At 55.7% G+C, this 17,041-nt stretch carries 18 protein-coding genes; 5 read left to right on the top strand and 13 right to left on the bottom strand.

Going from position 1 to position 17,041, the window contains the following annotated elements; genetic code table 11:
* The first annotated feature begins 511 nt into the window (after positions 1–511).
* The gene (locus JK232_RS18435) at positions 512–2,470 is read left to right on the top strand and encodes a methyl-accepting chemotaxis protein (RefSeq protein ID WP_101854448.1); all 1,959 of its coding nucleotides are present in this window, start codon (positions 512–514) and stop codon (positions 2,468–2,470) included.
* Between the two features lie 213 nt (positions 2,471–2,683).
* Positions 2,684–2,932, top strand: a complete 249-nt coding sequence (locus tag JK232_RS18430; protein WP_072929903.1) for a hypothetical protein — start codon at positions 2,684–2,686, stop codon at positions 2,930–2,932.
* A 63-nt stretch (positions 2,933–2,995) separates the two neighbouring features.
* Here JK232_RS18430 and JK232_RS18425 read toward each other — a convergent pair whose 3' ends face one another.
* The 11 genes from JK232_RS18425 to JK232_RS18375 form a co-directional block, all read right to left on the bottom strand.
* A complete protein-coding gene (locus tag JK232_RS18425; protein ID WP_072929905.1) occupies positions 2,996–3,427 on the bottom strand; it encodes an OsmC family protein in 432 nt (143 codons plus the stop codon).
* A gap of 401 nt (positions 3,428–3,828) precedes the next feature.
* Positions 3,829–4,686 carry a manganese catalase family protein gene (locus tag JK232_RS18420; protein WP_072929907.1) on the bottom strand — a complete coding sequence of 286 codons (858 nt, stop codon included), beginning with the start codon at positions 4,684–4,686 and terminating at the stop codon, positions 3,829–3,831.
* A 300-nt stretch (positions 4,687–4,986) separates the two neighbouring features.
* A complete protein-coding gene (locus JK232_RS18415) occupies positions 4,987–5,151 on the bottom strand; it encodes a hypothetical protein (RefSeq protein WP_165698441.1) in 165 nt (54 codons plus the stop codon).
* A 277-nt stretch (positions 5,152–5,428) separates the two neighbouring features.
* Complete coding sequence (locus JK232_RS18410; protein WP_101828437.1) at positions 5,429–5,659, bottom strand: YebO family protein; 231 nt, start codon at positions 5,657–5,659, stop codon at positions 5,429–5,431.
* Between the two features lie 192 nt (positions 5,660–5,851).
* Positions 5,852–6,367, bottom strand: a complete 516-nt coding sequence (locus JK232_RS18405) for a hypothetical protein (protein ID WP_072929911.1) — start codon at positions 6,365–6,367, stop codon at positions 5,852–5,854.
* A gap of 352 nt (positions 6,368–6,719) precedes the next feature.
* Complete coding sequence (locus JK232_RS18400; RefSeq protein WP_212589562.1) at positions 6,720–7,496, bottom strand: glycosyl hydrolase; 777 nt, start codon at positions 7,494–7,496, stop codon at positions 6,720–6,722.
* 479 nt (positions 7,497–7,975) lie between these two features.
* Positions 7,976–8,464: a hypothetical protein gene (locus JK232_RS18395; RefSeq protein ID WP_072929916.1), complete on the bottom strand. Its 489-nt coding sequence runs from the start codon at positions 8,462–8,464 to the stop codon at positions 7,976–7,978.
* A 430-nt stretch (positions 8,465–8,894) separates the two neighbouring features.
* Positions 8,895–9,341, bottom strand: coding sequence for a YcgN family cysteine cluster protein (locus JK232_RS18390; RefSeq protein WP_072930017.1), 447 nt, complete (start codon positions 9,339–9,341; stop codon positions 8,895–8,897).
* Positions 9,342–9,433: 92 nt separating this feature from the next.
* On the bottom strand, positions 9,434–10,090 hold the full coding sequence (locus JK232_RS18385) for a fumarylacetoacetate hydrolase family protein (RefSeq protein WP_072930019.1): 657 nt from the start codon (positions 10,088–10,090) through the stop codon (positions 9,434–9,436).
* 67 nt (positions 10,091–10,157) lie between these two features.
* A complete protein-coding gene (locus JK232_RS18380; RefSeq protein ID WP_072930021.1) occupies positions 10,158–11,249 on the bottom strand; it encodes a lytic murein transglycosylase in 1,092 nt (363 codons plus the stop codon).
* Between the two features lie 140 nt (positions 11,250–11,389).
* Positions 11,390–11,662, bottom strand: coding sequence for a YcgL domain-containing protein (locus tag JK232_RS18375; RefSeq protein ID WP_072930023.1), 273 nt, complete (start codon positions 11,660–11,662; stop codon positions 11,390–11,392).
* Between the two features lie 135 nt (positions 11,663–11,797).
* On the opposite strand from JK232_RS18375, the gene minC reads away from it, so the two are divergent.
* The 3 genes from minC to minE are packed head-to-tail and all read left to right on the top strand — an operon-like array spanning position 11,798 to position 13,593.
* Positions 11,798–12,484, top strand: a complete 687-nt coding sequence (gene minC, locus JK232_RS18370) for a septum site-determining protein MinC (RefSeq protein ID WP_072930025.1) — start codon at positions 11,798–11,800, stop codon at positions 12,482–12,484.
* A gap of 23 nt (positions 12,485–12,507) precedes the next feature.
* Positions 12,508–13,320 (top strand): septum site-determining protein MinD, encoded by an 813-nt coding sequence (gene minD / locus JK232_RS18365; RefSeq protein WP_072930027.1) that lies wholly within the window; start codon positions 12,508–12,510, stop codon positions 13,318–13,320.
* Positions 13,321–13,323: 3 nt separating this feature from the next.
* Complete coding sequence (gene minE / locus JK232_RS18360) at positions 13,324–13,593, top strand: cell division topological specificity factor MinE (RefSeq protein WP_072930029.1); 270 nt, start codon at positions 13,324–13,326, stop codon at positions 13,591–13,593.
* A gap of 271 nt (positions 13,594–13,864) precedes the next feature.
* Here the strand turns inward: minE and rnd are convergent, their stop codons facing one another.
* On the bottom strand, positions 13,865–14,986 hold the full coding sequence (rnd, locus tag JK232_RS18355; protein WP_072930031.1) for a ribonuclease D: 1,122 nt from the start codon (positions 14,984–14,986) through the stop codon (positions 13,865–13,867).
* Positions 14,987–15,067: 81 nt separating this feature from the next.
* Entirely contained in the window at positions 15,068–16,756 is a 1,689-nt protein-coding gene (gene fadD, locus JK232_RS18350; protein ID WP_072930033.1) for a long-chain-fatty-acid--CoA ligase FadD, read from the bottom strand.
* Positions 16,757–17,041 lie beyond the last annotated feature (285 nt).

Raw genomic sequence — 17,041 nt, 5'->3', positions numbered from 1 at the left:
TGTAGCGGATAACGTTCCGGCCCGCCCTGGTGGCGGGCTTTTTTTTGAGATTTCTACCAGTTCCAATCTCAGGGTAAGCTGACTACTATCAATGGGGTGGGCGCAGATCCACAGTAATGATCGGTACTATCCCTACGCCCGCTCTCCGTTGTGGGCTTTTTTTCGCCTGAAAAACGTGGCGAGCCTGCTGAAATATTCCTCCGCTTTTGGCCCTTAATCCAAATTCCCCTGCCAGCGTGCAAAGCTTTCTAAACAAACACTTAACATACGAAAATAAATCGCCTGCCGACGCAAATTTTACTCACGTTACTGAACTATTTCGCCGATACCCCTGTTGTCACCTGTAAGGATGACGCCATGACGAGTACGTATTGCCGGCGAAGAAAGGATGCGTTTGTGTCCGCAAGGCGCCGCCGGCTTTACGGGTATCCCGAGAGACAGACACTGTATTCGGTAAGGATTTGCTCTCTTTTTTTGCGCTTTACTAAAAATAGGTAACACCATGGGCATTATGCCGACACCCCGCACCCGCTCTGATTTTTTTGGCTCAATGCTGCCCTTCGGGCGCAGCCGGCCGGCCAGCGGTGTTTTTGATTGCGGCGCGTTACCCGCCTCACTCAGTGCGTTGGGCCTGCCGAATAAAGGCGGCCTGTTAATGGCATTTACGCCACCCGGCGCGGATTTCCACCGCGTCAATGCGGCCTGGCAACGCCTGGCCTCCGCCAACCGCACTGTGCTGGCCCTCTCCTCTTACGGGGCGCTCGGCAACCAGGCGCAAGGCTCCACCTATTGTGACCAGAACAGCCGCCAGGGCAGCTGGCTCTGGCTGCCGCAAAGCCTGATTACCCGCCATGAAGTGCATGTGGTGGATTTACAGGTGCGCGCCGGGATGTCTGCCCAGCAACGGGTCGCGGCCATCCGTGGCGAGCTGGATCGGTTGCGCGTCAGTATGCCGCTCTCGGCTGACCGGACGTTCGCGATGGTGTATTGCGACGGCCTCTCCGCTTCGGAAGGCTTCCTGATGCAGGCCTGGTACGCGTCCGGCCGTTTCCCATGCCTGGCGATCGGCGGCTCGGCCGGTGGCTCGCTGGAGTTTGACGGCACCTATATCGGCACCGGTGACGCGGTGTTGCAGGGCAAAGCGGTGATTGTGTTCTGCGAGATGGCCGAGGGGAAATCCTTTGCGCCGTTCAAAAGCCAGAACTTTGAGCCGACCGCGCAAAGCTGGCTGGTGGCCCAGGCGGACCCGGTAGCCCGCACCCTGACGTCGGTGTTTGATGCCAACGGCCGCCCGCAACCGATCCTGGAGGCATTGGCGAACTACCTGCGCTGTGCGCCGCACCAGGTCAGCGAACGGCTTACCGGGCTGACCTTTGCGGTGAAGGTCGACAATGAATACTTCATCCGTTCAGTTGCCACCTTCCAGCCGGACCATCTCACCTTTTTCTGCGATCTGGAATTTGGTGACCGGCTCTACCTGCTCAAGGCCACGGATTTCAAAGGCACCACCCGGCGCGACTGGCAGGCGTTTGTCACCCAGCACGGCAAACCTTCCGCCATGCTGCTGAATGACTGCATCCTGCGGCGGGTCGGCAACACCGCGGAGCTGCCCGGCGCACGCTTCTTTGAGGGGGTGCCGGCGGCCGGGTTCTCAAGCTTTGGTGAGATCCTCGGGGTGCCGATCAACCAGACGCTCTCGGCGCTGGTGTTCTTCGATCACCAGGTCAACGCCATGACCCGTTTCCCGATTGAGTACGCCAACTTTGCGGCGCACTATACCCAGCGCGCCTTGCGCCGCTGGGAGGCGCTGCATGGGATCCAGTCAAAAGTGATTGGCCGGGTGGTGGAGTACCAGCATGGGCTGGCCCCGCTGATGACCACGCTGCCGCAACTGGAGCAGGCCACCGTCAGCCAGAGCGAGACACTGTCGCTGGCAGAAAGCAGCATCCGCGCCATCAGTGATGCGGCAATTGCAAGCCGCGAGGCGCAAGGCCGGCTGGAGAGCGGGCTGGACTCTCTCGAGCAGATCTCAGCCGGGATCACCACCATCACCGGCGGCATCAGTACCATTGCGTTCCAGACCAACCTGTTGGCACTGAACGCGGCCGTCGAGGCAGCCCGTGCCGGTGAGGCCGGACGCGGCTTTGCGGTAGTGGCGGGCGAGGTGCGGCGGCTGGCGCAGTCTGCCAAAGAGCAGGCTGATGCCACCCGCAAGCATATCAATGAGGCGGTAGTGACCATCTCCCATATCCGTTCCGTGGCCACCACCACGGTGGAAACCACCCAGGGGATGGCGGACCAGAGCATTTCCGCCGCCGACCGGATTGCCGCCATGAGTGCCGATACCGGCCGTGAACGCCATGACATTGCCGCTAACCTGGGGCAGCTGAAAACGCTGGCAGGAGGGATGGATGCCATGGATGAGGCCGTCACCCAACTTACCCTGCTGCAAAAACTGGCTTCCAGCTAAGCATGACCTTTCCAAAACCGCCCTCCGGCGGTTTTTTTATGCCCGCCTTCCCCGCCCGGTGCTTTTTAAGCCTTTACTCTTAACCCATTGAATTTCAAAGTTTATCTTTCCAAGCCTTTACGCCTGCCTGCCGGATTGATCAAATCAAATATTCGATTGAAACCATAAATATCAGGCATATACTTCCCCCCTACCTAACAAGAGGTAATAAAAATGTTAAGAGATCACCTGCAATTAACCGATAGCGATACCCTTGAACAAATTGATTATGTCCGGCTGGCGAACCAGGGCCAGGAAGAGATCCGGGTCTACCAGATAACCGATCGGCATGGCGTTGTGAAAGGGAAAGTGTCTGTGTTTGATAAGCTGAATACGCGCCGCTCTTACCCGGCAGATTGCCGGATTACCCAGCATGATGCCCAGGGGCGGGTGGTTGTCGATAAGTTAACGGCGTCGTGGTAACGCGGGGAAAGGCGTAAATAGGGCCGGCTGAACACCCCGCCCGGCGGGCGGGGTTCACGCTACTCAGTTTTGCAGTTGGTAATCCAGCGTAATCTCGGCGCTGATTAACTGGGAAACCGGGCAGCCCGCTTTGGCTTTGTTGATGATTTTATCGAATGTCTCTTTTTCAATCCCCGGCAGCGTCACGTTGCTGTTGAGCGCCACTTTGGTAATCGCATAGCCGCCGCCCACTTTGTCCAGGGAGACGTCTGCGGTGGTATCAATGCTCTTTGGCGTATACCCCTCTTCCCCCAGCATCAGTGACAGCGCCATTGAGAAACAGGCCGCGTGTGCTGCGCCGATCAGCTCTTCCGGATTGGTCCCGGCTTTTCCTTCAAAACGGGTATTGAAGCCGTAGGGTTGCTGATTCAGCGCCCCGCTCTCCGTGGAGATGTGCCCCTTACCCTGTTTGATATCGCCTTCCCAGTGTGCCTGACCTTTCTTATGAATCGTCATCGTTATCCTCCGGTGTGTGATACGCAAATAAAGTGTATACAGGTGATAAGTATAGTTAATTTTCCCCTTTGTACCGGAAGCACGGCAAAAAAGCGCGGCCCCTGCCCGGTTCAGCGCCCGGTATGCCGCGGCCGGCGCGCCCTGCGCCGGGTAGAATAAGAATGCAACAAGACGTAAACAGCCCACCGCCCAGACGTGATGCGCACTTTTTTGCAGCTTGTCATCAGGCTGTCATGCACAGTGCCTATTCTGCCGCAGCGCTACGGCGCCTCGTCTAATTATAAAATGATGATAGCAACCACCTGACCGGTCTTCGCGCCGGTTTTTTTTATGGCAAAACGCCGGAAATAAAAAAGGCCACGCTATCGCGCGGCCTGAGGCGGGAGCGGCACACCGCCGCCTTATACCGGCTGGTCCGGCGGCAGGCCGGTGGTGCTCATCTGCTCCTGTTGTGCGCCGGAACCCGGCCGGGCATTGCCCAGCAGCGGCTCGTCGCCCAGCAGTTCCGGTTCCTGTTTGGCCGTGAACTGGCCACGCCCATCGTAAGACGGCCCCTGGCTCCAGCGGCCTTCCGGCAGAGGTTTGTCCAGCGAGGTATTCAGGCAGTAGTAAGAGTGCTCGGTGGCCTCCCCTTCCTGCGGGAAACTGTTCGGGATCGGCAATGACGCGCCAATGCCGCCCATATCCTCAATCACCGCCAGCCACTGCTGCTGGTGCATGGTGTCACGGGCAATCAGGAACGAGAGGAAATCCTTCATCCCTTTATCTTCCGTCATGTTATACAACCGGGTCGCCAGTACCCGCCCGGTGGCCTCAGCGGTAACGTTGGCCAGCATGTCAGCCGCCACGTTGCCTGACGCATAGATATGGCTCATATCAAAAGGAACGCCATTGGCGTTAACCGGCATGGCTGACAGCCCGGAAGACAGGATATGGCGCGGGTTCATGCCGCCCAGAATGGCGTTAACCACCGGGTCCTGGGCTGAGGCTTCCTGATAAGAGAGCGGCGCGCCTTCAAGATTTAATGCGACAGCGTAGCCAAGCATTTCAATGTGGGCTAACTCCTCGGTTGCTGTCGAAATCAATAAATCTTTGATTCTGGCGTCGCCACGGGCACCCATCGCCTGGAAGAAATACTGCATCGCCACGCGGATTTCCCCCTCCACCCCGCCAATAGCCTGTTGCAGCAGCATGGCAAACTCAGGATCGGGCTTTTCTACGCGTACCGGATATTGCAGCTTCGATGAATGGTGAAACATACCAACCTCCTCTCGTTGCGTTGATTGAATGTTGCACAACAAGCATGGAAGCGGATGTGAAAAAACGCAAAAATAAAAGAGAAAGATTCTCATTGAGATTTATTATGTGATGCCAGCGCCTTGTTCTGACAAGAAAAACAGGGATGGGCGGCTTTGCAGACTGAGAGGCAGGCCGCTTGTTACGCCGCCAACGCAGCGCCGGCAACACGGGGAAACAGAAGCCCTCCTGATAGGTTATTCCATTTGATGTTTTCAGCCTGAATCACATTACCCTTTATTCATGTTTCCGCCCGACAGGGATCATAGAACGGCATTGAAAAGAATAAAGGCCCCAAACCCCCAGGAAATAAGCGTCGTTATCCAGAATGCTGTACCGCTTTCACCGGCTACCCCTTTAACGACCTGATAAATAACCGCTGAGGAGATAAGCCAGGAGATGATTGCCGTTACTAAGAAACTTGTCATAAGACCTCCTGATAATATCGCGAACGCATTGATAGCGTAGCAACGCCAATAAACTCAGCAATATAAAAAACCTCATTATTTCACCGTATTTATCCTTGATATTTTATAGGCAGTCTCGTTGAGTTTTCTTATTATAAAAAATAGCGGCATCATCCCGAAAACACATGAATTATTCTGGTGATACACCGCCCCGCACACCCTTAAATGGCCGGCCCAGGCCGCGTTGCGGCGATAAAAAACCCGCCGGAGCGGGTTAATAGCGGTTCGCTGTACAGCGTTATTTCTCGTCCTTAAGCGTCTCGCCCCTTTTCTTCGCCACCGATGCCGTGGTGAAAGGGTAAACATTGGGTGTTTTGGAGAGCATGAAAATAAGCGTCTCCTGGTTTTCCACCATCTGTTTCAGTAATTCCATATGTTGATTGGCACGCACTGCCGCGCGAATCAAATAAAATACCGTGAAAAGAAGTGCCACCCATGAAAGTACCGTTAAAAAGCCGTTTCCAGTCATAAAACCCCCTGCTTATATAAGACAACCTGATGATAGCAAGCGGGTAACCAGGCGCTATTTTTGGTACATCACAAACGGCCATATTCTCTTTATGAGATTTTTTAGGGCTGCGTGGCCTCAGCCACCGCGGCATGATGGCCTGTGACTGCGCCGTCAGCGGAAAAGCGGGGCGCTGCCCTGCCCCTTTCTGCCTTAGAAATTAATCTGTACGCTCAGCACGGTAATTACCGGCAGGATAAACCCGGCCCGCAGGCCGACATAACGGTTAACGTTGTATTTAACCCCGTGATAAATGTAGGGGGCAAAGCCGACGCCCGTGACCTTTTGTATATCGTGATAGGCACCGGAATCGCCGCAGTGTGAGAAGGATTTAAAGAAGAACTCCCCGGCATACAGGTAAATTCCCTCAACCGTCCAGTTATTGTATTCCGCCCACTTTTTATCGACCCCGAGCAAAACGCAGCGGTCACCTTCACTGTTGATCATGGTGCCGGCGTAGAGGCTGTAGTCTGAGGTGCTGTCCATGCGCCGTTCAACGGCGAACAGCTCATTTTTGAAAAATTGCTCATAACGATCTTTGGGGGCAAAGGCGTGATACACAAAGGAGGCAGTATGGATGGAGTAAAGATCCAGATCGTCGGCAAACGAGGTTGATACGGGGCAAAAAACAGCAGCGAGCGATATGAGCCTGACAAAAGAGCATTTCATCGTCACGTCTTCCTTACCAGCAATGGCGGTATAGTGATTTTGTTAACGGCCCGCCGTGTGGCACGCTTTTGCACCGGCGATGGAAGTTAACAGCGCTTTTTTTGAAATTAATCGACGTTTTTCCGTCGCTTATCCCTAACCGTAATGTGCATAAGATAATAGGGGTGCGTTTTACTGTTAACAAGCAGTTAATCTGCGTTTGCTGATCTGTGTCTTTTCAGCACGTAAAAAAGGCCGCCGGGGGCAGCCTTTTTGTGATTCACGTTGCCGGTATTCTCTGGCCTGCCGCTCTCACCCAGCGGCAGGGCGATGTTTTTGCCGGGTGCGGCGTGTTGCCAGCAGGGCACGGTTTTTAGTGGGGTAAGGAAATATAGTACTGCCCCAGCGCAGACAGCTCACCGTCGCCCTCAAACAAGCGCTGAAAATGGGGATCGGGATTGACCCGCCCGGTGAACCACGCATAGCGAAACACATCCTCCCGCCGCTCACATAACGCGACCATCTCACTCATCTGGGCTTTCTGTTTTTCCAGCGAGTCGATCTGCGCCCCATCCTGCCGGCTGTGGGCGTTGGCAAATTCCGTGACCCAAAACGGCTTCCCAAACCGGGCGAGCAGGTTCAGCTGGTCTTCCAGCCCGTAGTCGTACCAGTGGAAGCCCAGAAAATCGATTTGCGGCGGTTTGCCGTTGTTGGTGATATAGGCCGCGATAAAGGCGTCCAGCCAGTCAGCCGGTGCCTGATAGTCCGGCATGGTTCCCCAGGTCACTTGCGGGCCAACGATGCTCACCCCCACCTGGCGGGCGATATTCTCAAACCGGGGCCAAAGCTCCGCCGCCCGTTGCGGCTCAGTATAGGCCTGTAATCCGATGGTAGGCTCGTTCAGCACCAGCATATATTTTATGCCGGGGTTTTCCCTGAAGAACCGTAATACCGATGCCTCATGGAAATTCTCATTCCACAGCATCGGAATATAGTCAACGCCGTGCACGGCGGAGAGGGAAAATGGCAGGCTGCTATGGGGAGAGGCCCCCCAGTTGTAATACCAGGAAATCCCCGCCGAAATAGCCTTGAGATCGTTAACTGATGAGAGATCGTAAGCAATGCCGCGCTTTTGACTTTTAGATACCATAATGGAACTCCTTCTGCGATAAACGGGCGGCCATCATGTACGGTTATCCCTGACGGTCATCACCCGGCTGCGAGGAAATTATTTTGTTATGGCCGGGATAATCCCTAATCTTTTTTATTCTCTATTTATCATCCGTGACGTCTTCGGCAGATGATATTTCCTCAGCCGTATCATTTAGCATTATTGAGGCGTCCCAGCGACGTTTTTAAAAAAGAAAAACCCTGCCGGAGGCTTAATCAATTACCCCCTGGCCGGGGGTATTATCTGACAGTGCGGCTTACGGGTGGGGTACAGGGTCAGGGGGAAAGAGACAGGAATCTATAAGGGCCTGCGGGTATAAGGGCGCGGTGTTATGGCGGTTACCCTGATGACAAAGGCCGGCATCCCGTCCGTTGCCGTTTTATAGTGCCCGGCGGTATCAGATGACGCCGCCACAGCCAATGGCAATGGCCTGCCGGCCTTTATCAGCACCTGGCTTTTCAGGCCAGCGTTTCGATGGTCTGGAAGAATACCTCTTCCGTCAGGGGGATACTGTCGGCTGAAGCCTGGGACGCATCACGGATAAGCCAGCCGCTCTCAGGCGCCATGCGTAAACAGAATTTCTGCTTACCGGCTGCGCCTGCGGCGGTGTCAATGGTCAGTGTCACACAGCCTTTGTCCCCCGCCCGCCAGAGCTGTTCCGGCATAATGGTGACGCTCCGCAGCCCATGCCGCAGTGTGATCGTGGTGATTTCATAACAGACAGAGCCGCTGTTAAGGCTGAATCCAATGGTGCTCAGGTCATGCAGATATTTCTGCGAGACAATCACTTCAATCGCGGAGCCTTCAAACCATTGGCGCACTTGCCGGGCCAGCGCGTCCATCCGCCGGCAAAACGCCTGAATATCTGCTTCTACAGAGCGCTCATCCGACACGGTAATCGTGCTGTTTTGTTGCACCTTTTTAAAAAAACGCGCTTTGGTTGACATATTTCCCTCCTTGTTCTGACTCTGTTTATCCGATACCCGTTATGCAACCTGCTCACTAAAAAACTGCCGGTTAATTTACCACTCTCACTCGCCGGTAAAAATAATTCAGACTTAAAAAAGTTTTTGGCAGCGGTCAGGTGCAGAGAGATAAGAAAGTTCTGTACCAAATGGGATGATAAAAAAGAAAATCGGGCTGATGTCAGCCATAAAATAAGACAACATCATGCAAATGTTGCCTGTATGTCATCGCGTGCTGTAGGGAATCATTTATAAAACGTATTTATATAAATTCATTATTTTTTTGGCGAATATTTCCCAGAAAGCAAAACGGCCTCAGGTAAAGAGGCCGTTTATCGTGGGGCATATTGACAGCGTATCCGCACCGCTGCCGCCGGAGAAGAAGAGGCGCACCCCTGACAAGGTGCGTCGCTTACTGCGCCCAATCCGGTTTATTTAAAATATGGTCCTGCCAGTCCACCACATCGCTTTCGCGCACGGCAATATTCCGCACCGAGATACGTTCGCCATGCATGGCTGATTTAGAGCCGGTTAACAGCGGGTGCCACGGCAACAGCTTTTTGCCTTCACCAATCAGGCGATAGGCGCAGGTGGGCGGTAACCAGTCAAAGGTGGTGAGGTTTTCCCGCGTCAGTTTGATGCAGTCCTCTTCCAGGGAAAAACGCCGGTCATAGTTACGGCACTGGCAGGATTTAATATTGAGCTGGTTACAGGCCACATTGGTGAAATAGATTTCGTCCGTGTCTTCATCAATCAGCTTGTGCAGGCAGCATTGCCCGCAGCCGTCACACAACGATTCCCATTCGTCGTCCGACATTTCAGACAAGGATTTTTGCTGCCAAAAGGGAAGTTGGGACATATGCGATACCTGATAAGTAAAAAGACGCAGCCTGTATAGACCTTTTACCCGGCAGATGCAAGTTTTCCGCCCGGTCACCGGGCGGAGGCGGGTTACAGGACGCGGGTGGTCAGTGTCTGGCCGTTCAGGGAAATCTCCAGCGTGTCGCCGCCGGCCATCGGCCCGACCCCTTCCGGCGTGCCGGTCAGGATGATATCGCCGGGGCGCAGGGTGAAGAATTTGCTCATATAGCTGATAAGCGGCAGGATCGGGGTGATCATATCGGCGGTGCTGCCGTGCTGGCGTACCTCGCCATTGACGGTCAGTTTCAGTTGCGCCTGCTGCGGATCGCCAAATTCCGCCACCGGAATGAAACCGGAGACCGGGCAGGAGTTATCAAACCCTTTGGCTTTCTCCCAGGGCTGGCCCGCTTTCTTGAACTCCGCCTGCAGATCGCGCAGGGTCAGATCCAGCGCAACGCCATAACCGGCGACAGCATTGGCGACCCGCTCCTCACTCGCCTGCTTCAGCGGCGAACCAATCAGCACCGCCAGCTCAACCTCATGATGCACCGAGCCGAACTCTTTCGGGATCGACAACGGCTGGCGCAGGTCACACAACGCAGTTTCCGGCTTGATAAACACCACCGGCTCAGCCGACACCTGATTACCCATCTCCTTGATATGTTTCGCATAGTTACTGCCAACACAGACTACTTTGCTGACCGGGTAGTCCAGCAGGCAACCCTGCCAGTCACGATGTTGATACATGCCCTTCTCCTGCGTAAACGCGTTCATGATGAGGCCCGCCCGGCCCACCGGGCAGACAGTTCCGGATTTACCCGGCCACGCCGTCGGCCATCATGCCGATGCTGATGGCAAAGTAGTACGAGCGGTTCCAGTGCATAATGGTGCGGAAATTATCGTAAACCATAAATGCCCGGCCCTGCAGGTCATCCGGGGTGATAATCCAGGCGCGGGTGGTGTTGCCCGGTAACGCTTTGCTGTCCGCCGGGGTGACGCCCAGTTGCTGCCACTGTGCCACGCTTTTGGCCTGGTTCGTTTTTGTCCCGGCCAGATCGGCGCTGAAGCCCGCCGGCAGGCGCACCTCCTGGCCCCAGCTTTGCCCCGGTTTCCACCCTTCGGTCGCCAGGTAATTGGCGGCCGAGGCAAACACATCACTTGGGTCATTCCAGATGTCGATGCGGCCGTCGCCGTCGCCGTCCGCGCCGTAATTCAAAAACGAGGTCGGCATAAACTGTGACTGCCCCATCGCCCCGGCCCAGGATCCTTTCATCTGATCGGCGGCAATGTGGCCCTGCTGGATAATGTTCAGCGCGGCCATCAGCTCTTTGGTAAAGAAGGCTTCGCGCCGCCCCTCAAAGGCCAGGGTGGCAAGGGCGGAGATCACATCCTCTTTGCCCTGGATTTTGCCGAAGCTGCTCTCCATGCCCCACAGCGCCACAATATAGTTCGCCTGCACGCCGTAGCGTTGCGCGGCGGCATCAAGTTGCGCCTGGTGGTCATGGTACTGGGTTTTGCCCTGCTCAATTTTCCAGGCCGGCAGCACGCGGGCCAGGTAATCATCCAGGGTGACTTTTTTCTCCAGCTGATTGCGATCGGATTTTATCACCCGGTCAACAAAATGGATGTTGGCAAAGGCGCTCTCAAGGGTGGCTTCACTGATGCCCTGCGCCCGTGCCTGCTGTTTCAGCTGTTCGACATAGGCCGGGAATTCTGCCGGGTCACGCCCCTGGGCGGCCAGCGTGGTCTGCGTGGCCGCTTTCGGGGCCAGCATCCTGTCTGAGGGGGCAGCCGGCTGGGCGGCCGGTGTTGCCGCCGGAGCAGCGGCCGGGGCAGCGTGGTTCTTACCGGCGCAACCGGCCAGGGTCAGTGCGCCGATAAGCGCGGCCACAGCTCTCTGTTTCATACGTGTCGTCCTTTTTATGCCAATCTGATCCTTCAGGATAGACCAGTGCCGGCCCTGCGGAAATGTGCCGCGTGCGATCGCTCAATGCGTCACCGTTCACATTTTCCGCAGAAATTACACTGCAAGCTGCTTATTGCCCATTATTCCGGCTTATTATCCAGGGGCTGTTTCAATAATGATTCAACCGGCGGCGGCAACTGCAAATAATAGCCCTGCTCTGCCAATGCCTCGCGGACTTTTTCAATATCCGCGTTGGCTAATTTTTGACGATTCGCCAGATTGATGGTCATCGCAAACTGAGGTTGGCCAAAACTTTTCATCAACTCCTCCGGCACACGGGAGAAATCGTCTCTTTTTTCGATGTAAAGATAAGTTTGGTCGCGTTTTGAACTTCTATAAATCATGCAAAGCATTTTTTTAACTCTTTTTAATGGGGGCGGTGTCTTGCCTAGATATACCGGTGACTATAACATGCTTAGCGTACATCGGAATATCGCCCCCCGGGTGCTGTTCCGGGGATTTACGTTGCTGAAACTGAGTCAGGATAGATGTCACAATCGCCCATTGAGCTAAAAGGCAGCAGTTTTACCCTGTCGGTGGTTCACTTACACCATTCGCAGCCTGAGGTTATTCGTCAGGCACTACAGGATAAAGTCGATCAGGCCCCGGCTTTCCTCAAGGATGCCCCTGTTGTCATCAACGTGGCCTCCCTGAGCGGTGAGGTTAACTGGAGAGAGATTCAACAGGCTGTTGCTTCTGCAGGTCTGCGTGTTGTCGGCATCAGCGGCTGTAAAGATGAGCAGTTAAAACGCGCCATCACGCGCGCCGGGTTGCCGCTACTGAGTGAAGGCAAGGGCCAGAAAGCCGCGCCGCCACCGGCCCCCGCCGTGCCGGAGAATGTGCCGGCAAAAACGCGCATCATTAATACCCCTGTCCGCTCCGGGCAACAGATTTACGCACGTAACAGTGATTTAATCGTCACCAGCAGCGTCAGTGCCGGGGCTGAACTTATCGCCGACGGCAACATCCATGTTTATGGAATGATGCGCGGCCGCGCACTGGCGGGCGCGTCAGGCGACGCGCAATGCCAGATTTTCTGCACGCATCTGAGTGCTGAGCTCGTGTCTATTGCCGGGCAGTACTGGCTGAGTGACCAGATCCCGCCGGAATATGCCGGCCAGGCAGCGCGCCTCAGCCTGATAGAGAACGTGTTAACCATACAACCTTTAAACTAAGCCCTTTTACAAGGAATCTTTTCATGGCACGCATTATTGTTGTTACATCGGGTAAAGGGGGCGTTGGCAAGACTACATCAAGCGCGGCCATTGCTACCGGCTTAGCCCAGAAAGGGAAAAAGACCGTTGTCATCGACTTTGACATCGGGCTGCGTAATCTTGATTTGATCATGGGGTGTGAGCGCCGCGTGGTCTATGATTTTGTCAATGTTATCCAGGGCGATGCGACGCTGAACCAGGCGCTGATCAAAGACAAGCGCACCGAACAGCTCTACATCCTGCCTGCTTCACAGACCCGCGACAAAGATGCCCTGACCCGCGAAGGCGTGGAAAAAATCCTTAACGACCTGGTGGCAATGGACTTTGAGTTCATCATCTGTGACTCACCGGCCGGTATCGAAACCGGTGCGCTGATGGCGCTTTACTTCGCGGATGAGGCGATCATCACCACTAACCCGGAAGTCTCTTCCGTGCGTGACTCCGACCGCATCCTGGGCATTCTCTCCTCCAAATCCCGCCGTGCCGAACAGGGCCAGGGGCCGATCAAGGAGCACCTGCTGCTGACGCGCTATAACCCAGGGCGGGTGAACCGCGGTGACATGCTGAGCATGGAAGACGTGCTGGAGATCCTGCGTATTCCGCTGGTGGGCGTTATCCCGGAAGACCAGTCCGTGCTGCGTGCGTCCAACCAGGGCGAACCGGTGATCCTTGACCAGGAATCGGACGCCGGTAAGGCATATGATGACACCGTGGCGCGCCTGCTGGGCGAGGAGCGTCCTTTCCGTTTCGTTGAAGAAGAGAAGAAGGGCTTCCTGAAACGCCTTTTTGGGGGATAAATCATGGCATTGTTAGACTTTTTTCTGTCCCGCAAAAAATCGACAGCCAATATAGCCAAGGAACGGCTGCAAATCATCGTTGCTGAACGCCGCCGCGGGGACTCTGAGCCCCCGTATTTACCGGATCTCAAGCGCGATATTCTGGCGGTGATTTGTAAATATATCCAAATCGACCCTGAGATGCTGCACGTTCAGTTTGAGCAAAAAGGCGACGATATTTCGGTATTGGAATTAAACGTCACTCTGCCGGATACAGAAGAACCACCGAAATGAGTGAAGCGGGTTAATCTCCCCCTGTGTTGATGCAGGGGGCGGTCACCCGTCTGGCTTATCCTGTTATATTACTGTACGGACATCCAGCAAATAACAGCATCCGGTGATAACGACCCTTAATAATAGGGCGGCGACCCATTAAGACTTATCTCAAATACGCTGGCATCCTGCTGCGTTATTCTTACCTTCGCCGCCTATTCAGAATAAATTTATTCCGTGAGCCCTTTTTCAGCGGCCAAAAAGTCTCCTTCCCTTTCAGCCTGCTTAATTATTAAAAATCTTTTAATACCGCTGATAATTTTTCAGCCAATAATGCGCCCCGCCAGCCGGACATTAATTCAGGTTGATTGTCACCTTGTTTTAAGCCCCAATGCCAATTCAGCAACTGGTTAATTTGCCGCCGCGACGCAAGCAATTCCACACTCAGGCCACTGGTTTCACTCGCTTCCTGAATCACCGCTTTCAGCTCTTTAAAGGCCCGCTTATAGCCCGGCTGATCGATAAGGTTCGTGACCGGCGGCGGTAATGCCTCATCCGGCACAGCATTGCCCTCTTCCACCAGGGAAAGCAGCGTCCGCCCGTGGTAACGGATCTCCGGGCCGCTCAGCCCCAGGGTATCCAGCTCGGCCAGCGAGGTGGGCTGGTAACGCGCTACCTGCCAGAGGTTCTCCTCACGCACCACAAAGTTGACGGCTAAATCGCGCTGGCGGGCCTGTTGCAGGCGCCAGGCTGCCAGTTTTTGCAGGCACGCCAGCTGGCGGGTACGCAGCTGCCAGGCATTGCTGATTTCACGGTACGCCAGTTCCGGCGCCAGCACCTCACTGCGGCGGCGGCAGAGTGCGCGGCACTCGTCCAGCGCCGCCTCCAGCCAGCCCGCGTCTTTTGCCTCCTGCTCCAGACGCAGCGCCATCGGCAGTAAATAGAACACATCGGCCGCCGCGTAATCACACTGGCGGCTGCTCAGCGGCCGTGCCAGCCAGTCGGTGCGGGACTCGCTCTTGTCCAGCTCCACGCCCATGTACTCCGCCACCAGCTTGGCAAAGCCGCAGGAGAGCGGGCGCCCGGTGAAGGCCGCCAGAATTTGGGTGTCGATCATCGGCGTCGGCAGGGCGTTAAAGGCGTTCAGGAACACCTCCAGATCCTCACTGCCGGCGTGCAGGAATTTAATCACCTGCTCATCTTGCAGCAGGTCACGGAAGGGTTGCCACCCGGTAATGGTCAGTGGATCAATCAGGGAGAGCCGCTCACCGTCAAACAGCTGGATCAGGCCCAGTTGCGGATAGTAGGTGCGGGTACGGATAAACTCCGTATCCAGGGCGATGCGCGCATGTTGGCGGGCATGAAGGCAGACTTCTTCCAGCTCAGAATTGGTGGTGATCAACTGATAATTCAAAACGTCACTCTCTTACGGCTAAAGGATGATACGTGACAACGCCGGCACAGGCCGGCGTTGTGGGATGGATGACAAACCCGTTCAGGCGGCGGCATTCTGCCTGGCTTTCACATGTTCGTCGCGCAGTTCACGGCGCAGGATCTTACCGACATTCGATTTCGGCAGCTCATCACGGAATTCAATAATTCTCGGCACTTTATAGCCGGTCAGGTGGCGGCGGCAGTGGGCCAGCAGCTCCTCTTGCGTCAGGGACGGCTCTTTGCGCACCACACAGACTTTCACCGCTTCACCGGAGGCCTCGCTGGGCACGCCGATGGCAGCGGCTTCCAGCACTTTCGGGTGCTGCATCAGCACATCCTCAATCTCATTCGGGTACACATTGAACCCGGAGACCAGGATCATATCTTTTTTGCGATCCACAATCCGCAAAAAGCCCTGCTCATCCACTGTAACGATATCACCGGTCGAGAGCCAGCCCTCTTTCAGCACTTCTGCTGTGGCATCAGGCCGTTGCCAGTAACCGCGCATCACCTGCGGGCCACGGATCAGCAGCTCGCCCGGCTCGCCCATCGGCACATCCCGCCCCTGGTCATCCACCAGCCGGATGTCCGTAGAGGGCACCGGCAGGCCGATGCTGCCGCTGTAGTGTTTGAGGTCATAAGGGTTGCCGGTCACCAGCGGGGCACACTCGGTGAGGCCATAGCCTTCAAGCAGGTGCTTGCCGGTGAGTTTCTCCCACTTCTCCGCCACCGCGCGCTGCACCGCCATGCCGCCGCCGACCGAGAGCCGCAGCGTGGAAAAGTCGAGCGTCTGGAACTCCGGGTTATTCAGCAGCGCATTGTAGAGCGTATTGACGCCGGTCAGCGCCGTGAACGGGTATTTCGCCAGCTCTTTGACCAGCCCGTTAATGTCACGCGGGTTGGTGATCAGCAGATTGCTGCCGCCGCGCTCAATAAACAGCAGGCAATTCACCGTCAGGGCGAAAATGTGGTACAGCGGCAGCGCCGTCACCACCAGTTCATGCCCGGCGCGCAACAGCGGCGCGTAGGCGGCTTTCGACTGCTCCAGGTTGGCCTGCATATTGCGGTGGGTCAGCATCGCGCCTTTCGCCACGCCGGTGGTGCCGCCGGTATATTGCAGGAACGCCAGATCGTCGTTGGTGATGTCCGGTTTGACATACTCGAGCCGGCGGCCGCGCTGGAGCGCCGTGCGGAACGAGATGGCATCCGGCAGGTGGTATTTCGGCACCAGCCGTTTGATGTATTTCACCACGAAGTTGACCAGCGTGCCTTTGGCCGCCGAGAGCTGGTCGCCCAGCCGGGTCAGGATCACATGCCGCACCTGGGTGTTGTAGACCACTTTTTCCAGCGTATGGGCGAAGTTGGAGACAATCACAATGGCGCTGGCACCGCTGTCATTGAGCTGGTGTTCCAGTTCGCGCGGGGTGTAGAGCGGGTTAACGTTGACCACGACCATCCCGGCCCGCAGTACGCCGAACAGGGCGATCGGGTATTGCAGCAGGTTGGGCATCATCAGGGCGACGCGGTCGCCTTTTTTCAGCTTCAGGTCATGTTGCAGATAGGCAGCAAAATCGCGGCTGCGCTCCTCCAGTTTGCGGAAGGTCATCACCTCCCCCATATTGATAAACGCCGGTTGGTCAGCGTAGCGAAGCACTGCGTTTTCAAACATCTCAATCAATGAGCCGTGGCGATCCGGGTCAATCTCGGCCGGAACGTCAGAGGGATACCGTGTTAGCCAAACCTTTTCCAAGGTATTACTCCTGAATCATTATGTGTCGTCGTGTCTGCCGATCTGAATCGTCGGTTTAACAATATTTTAACTCAGCTTACCAGTTAGTTTTTAAACAATTTCCATGTTGCGAACCGGGTCACTAATTTGCTGAGGCCCCCCGCCGGGGCAAAAAAGAAGGCGGCTTGCGCCGCCTGAAAGTCTGTTCTCTATTCAGTGACTACCGTCTGCACCTGGGCAGGTGCCGGGGAGTACCAGCCTCCGCCGCCGTAGAAGCCCGGCCCCCAGCCGGGGCCGGGCTTCTAC

The sequence above is a fragment of the Nissabacter archeti genome (assembly GCF_018257325.1).
In the GTDB taxonomy this organism is placed as follows: Bacteria; Pseudomonadota; Gammaproteobacteria; order Enterobacterales; family Enterobacteriaceae; genus Chimaeribacter; species Chimaeribacter arupi.
Note: the sequence above shows the minus strand (reverse complement) of the source record. Positions and strands in the feature narration are given on the sequence as shown.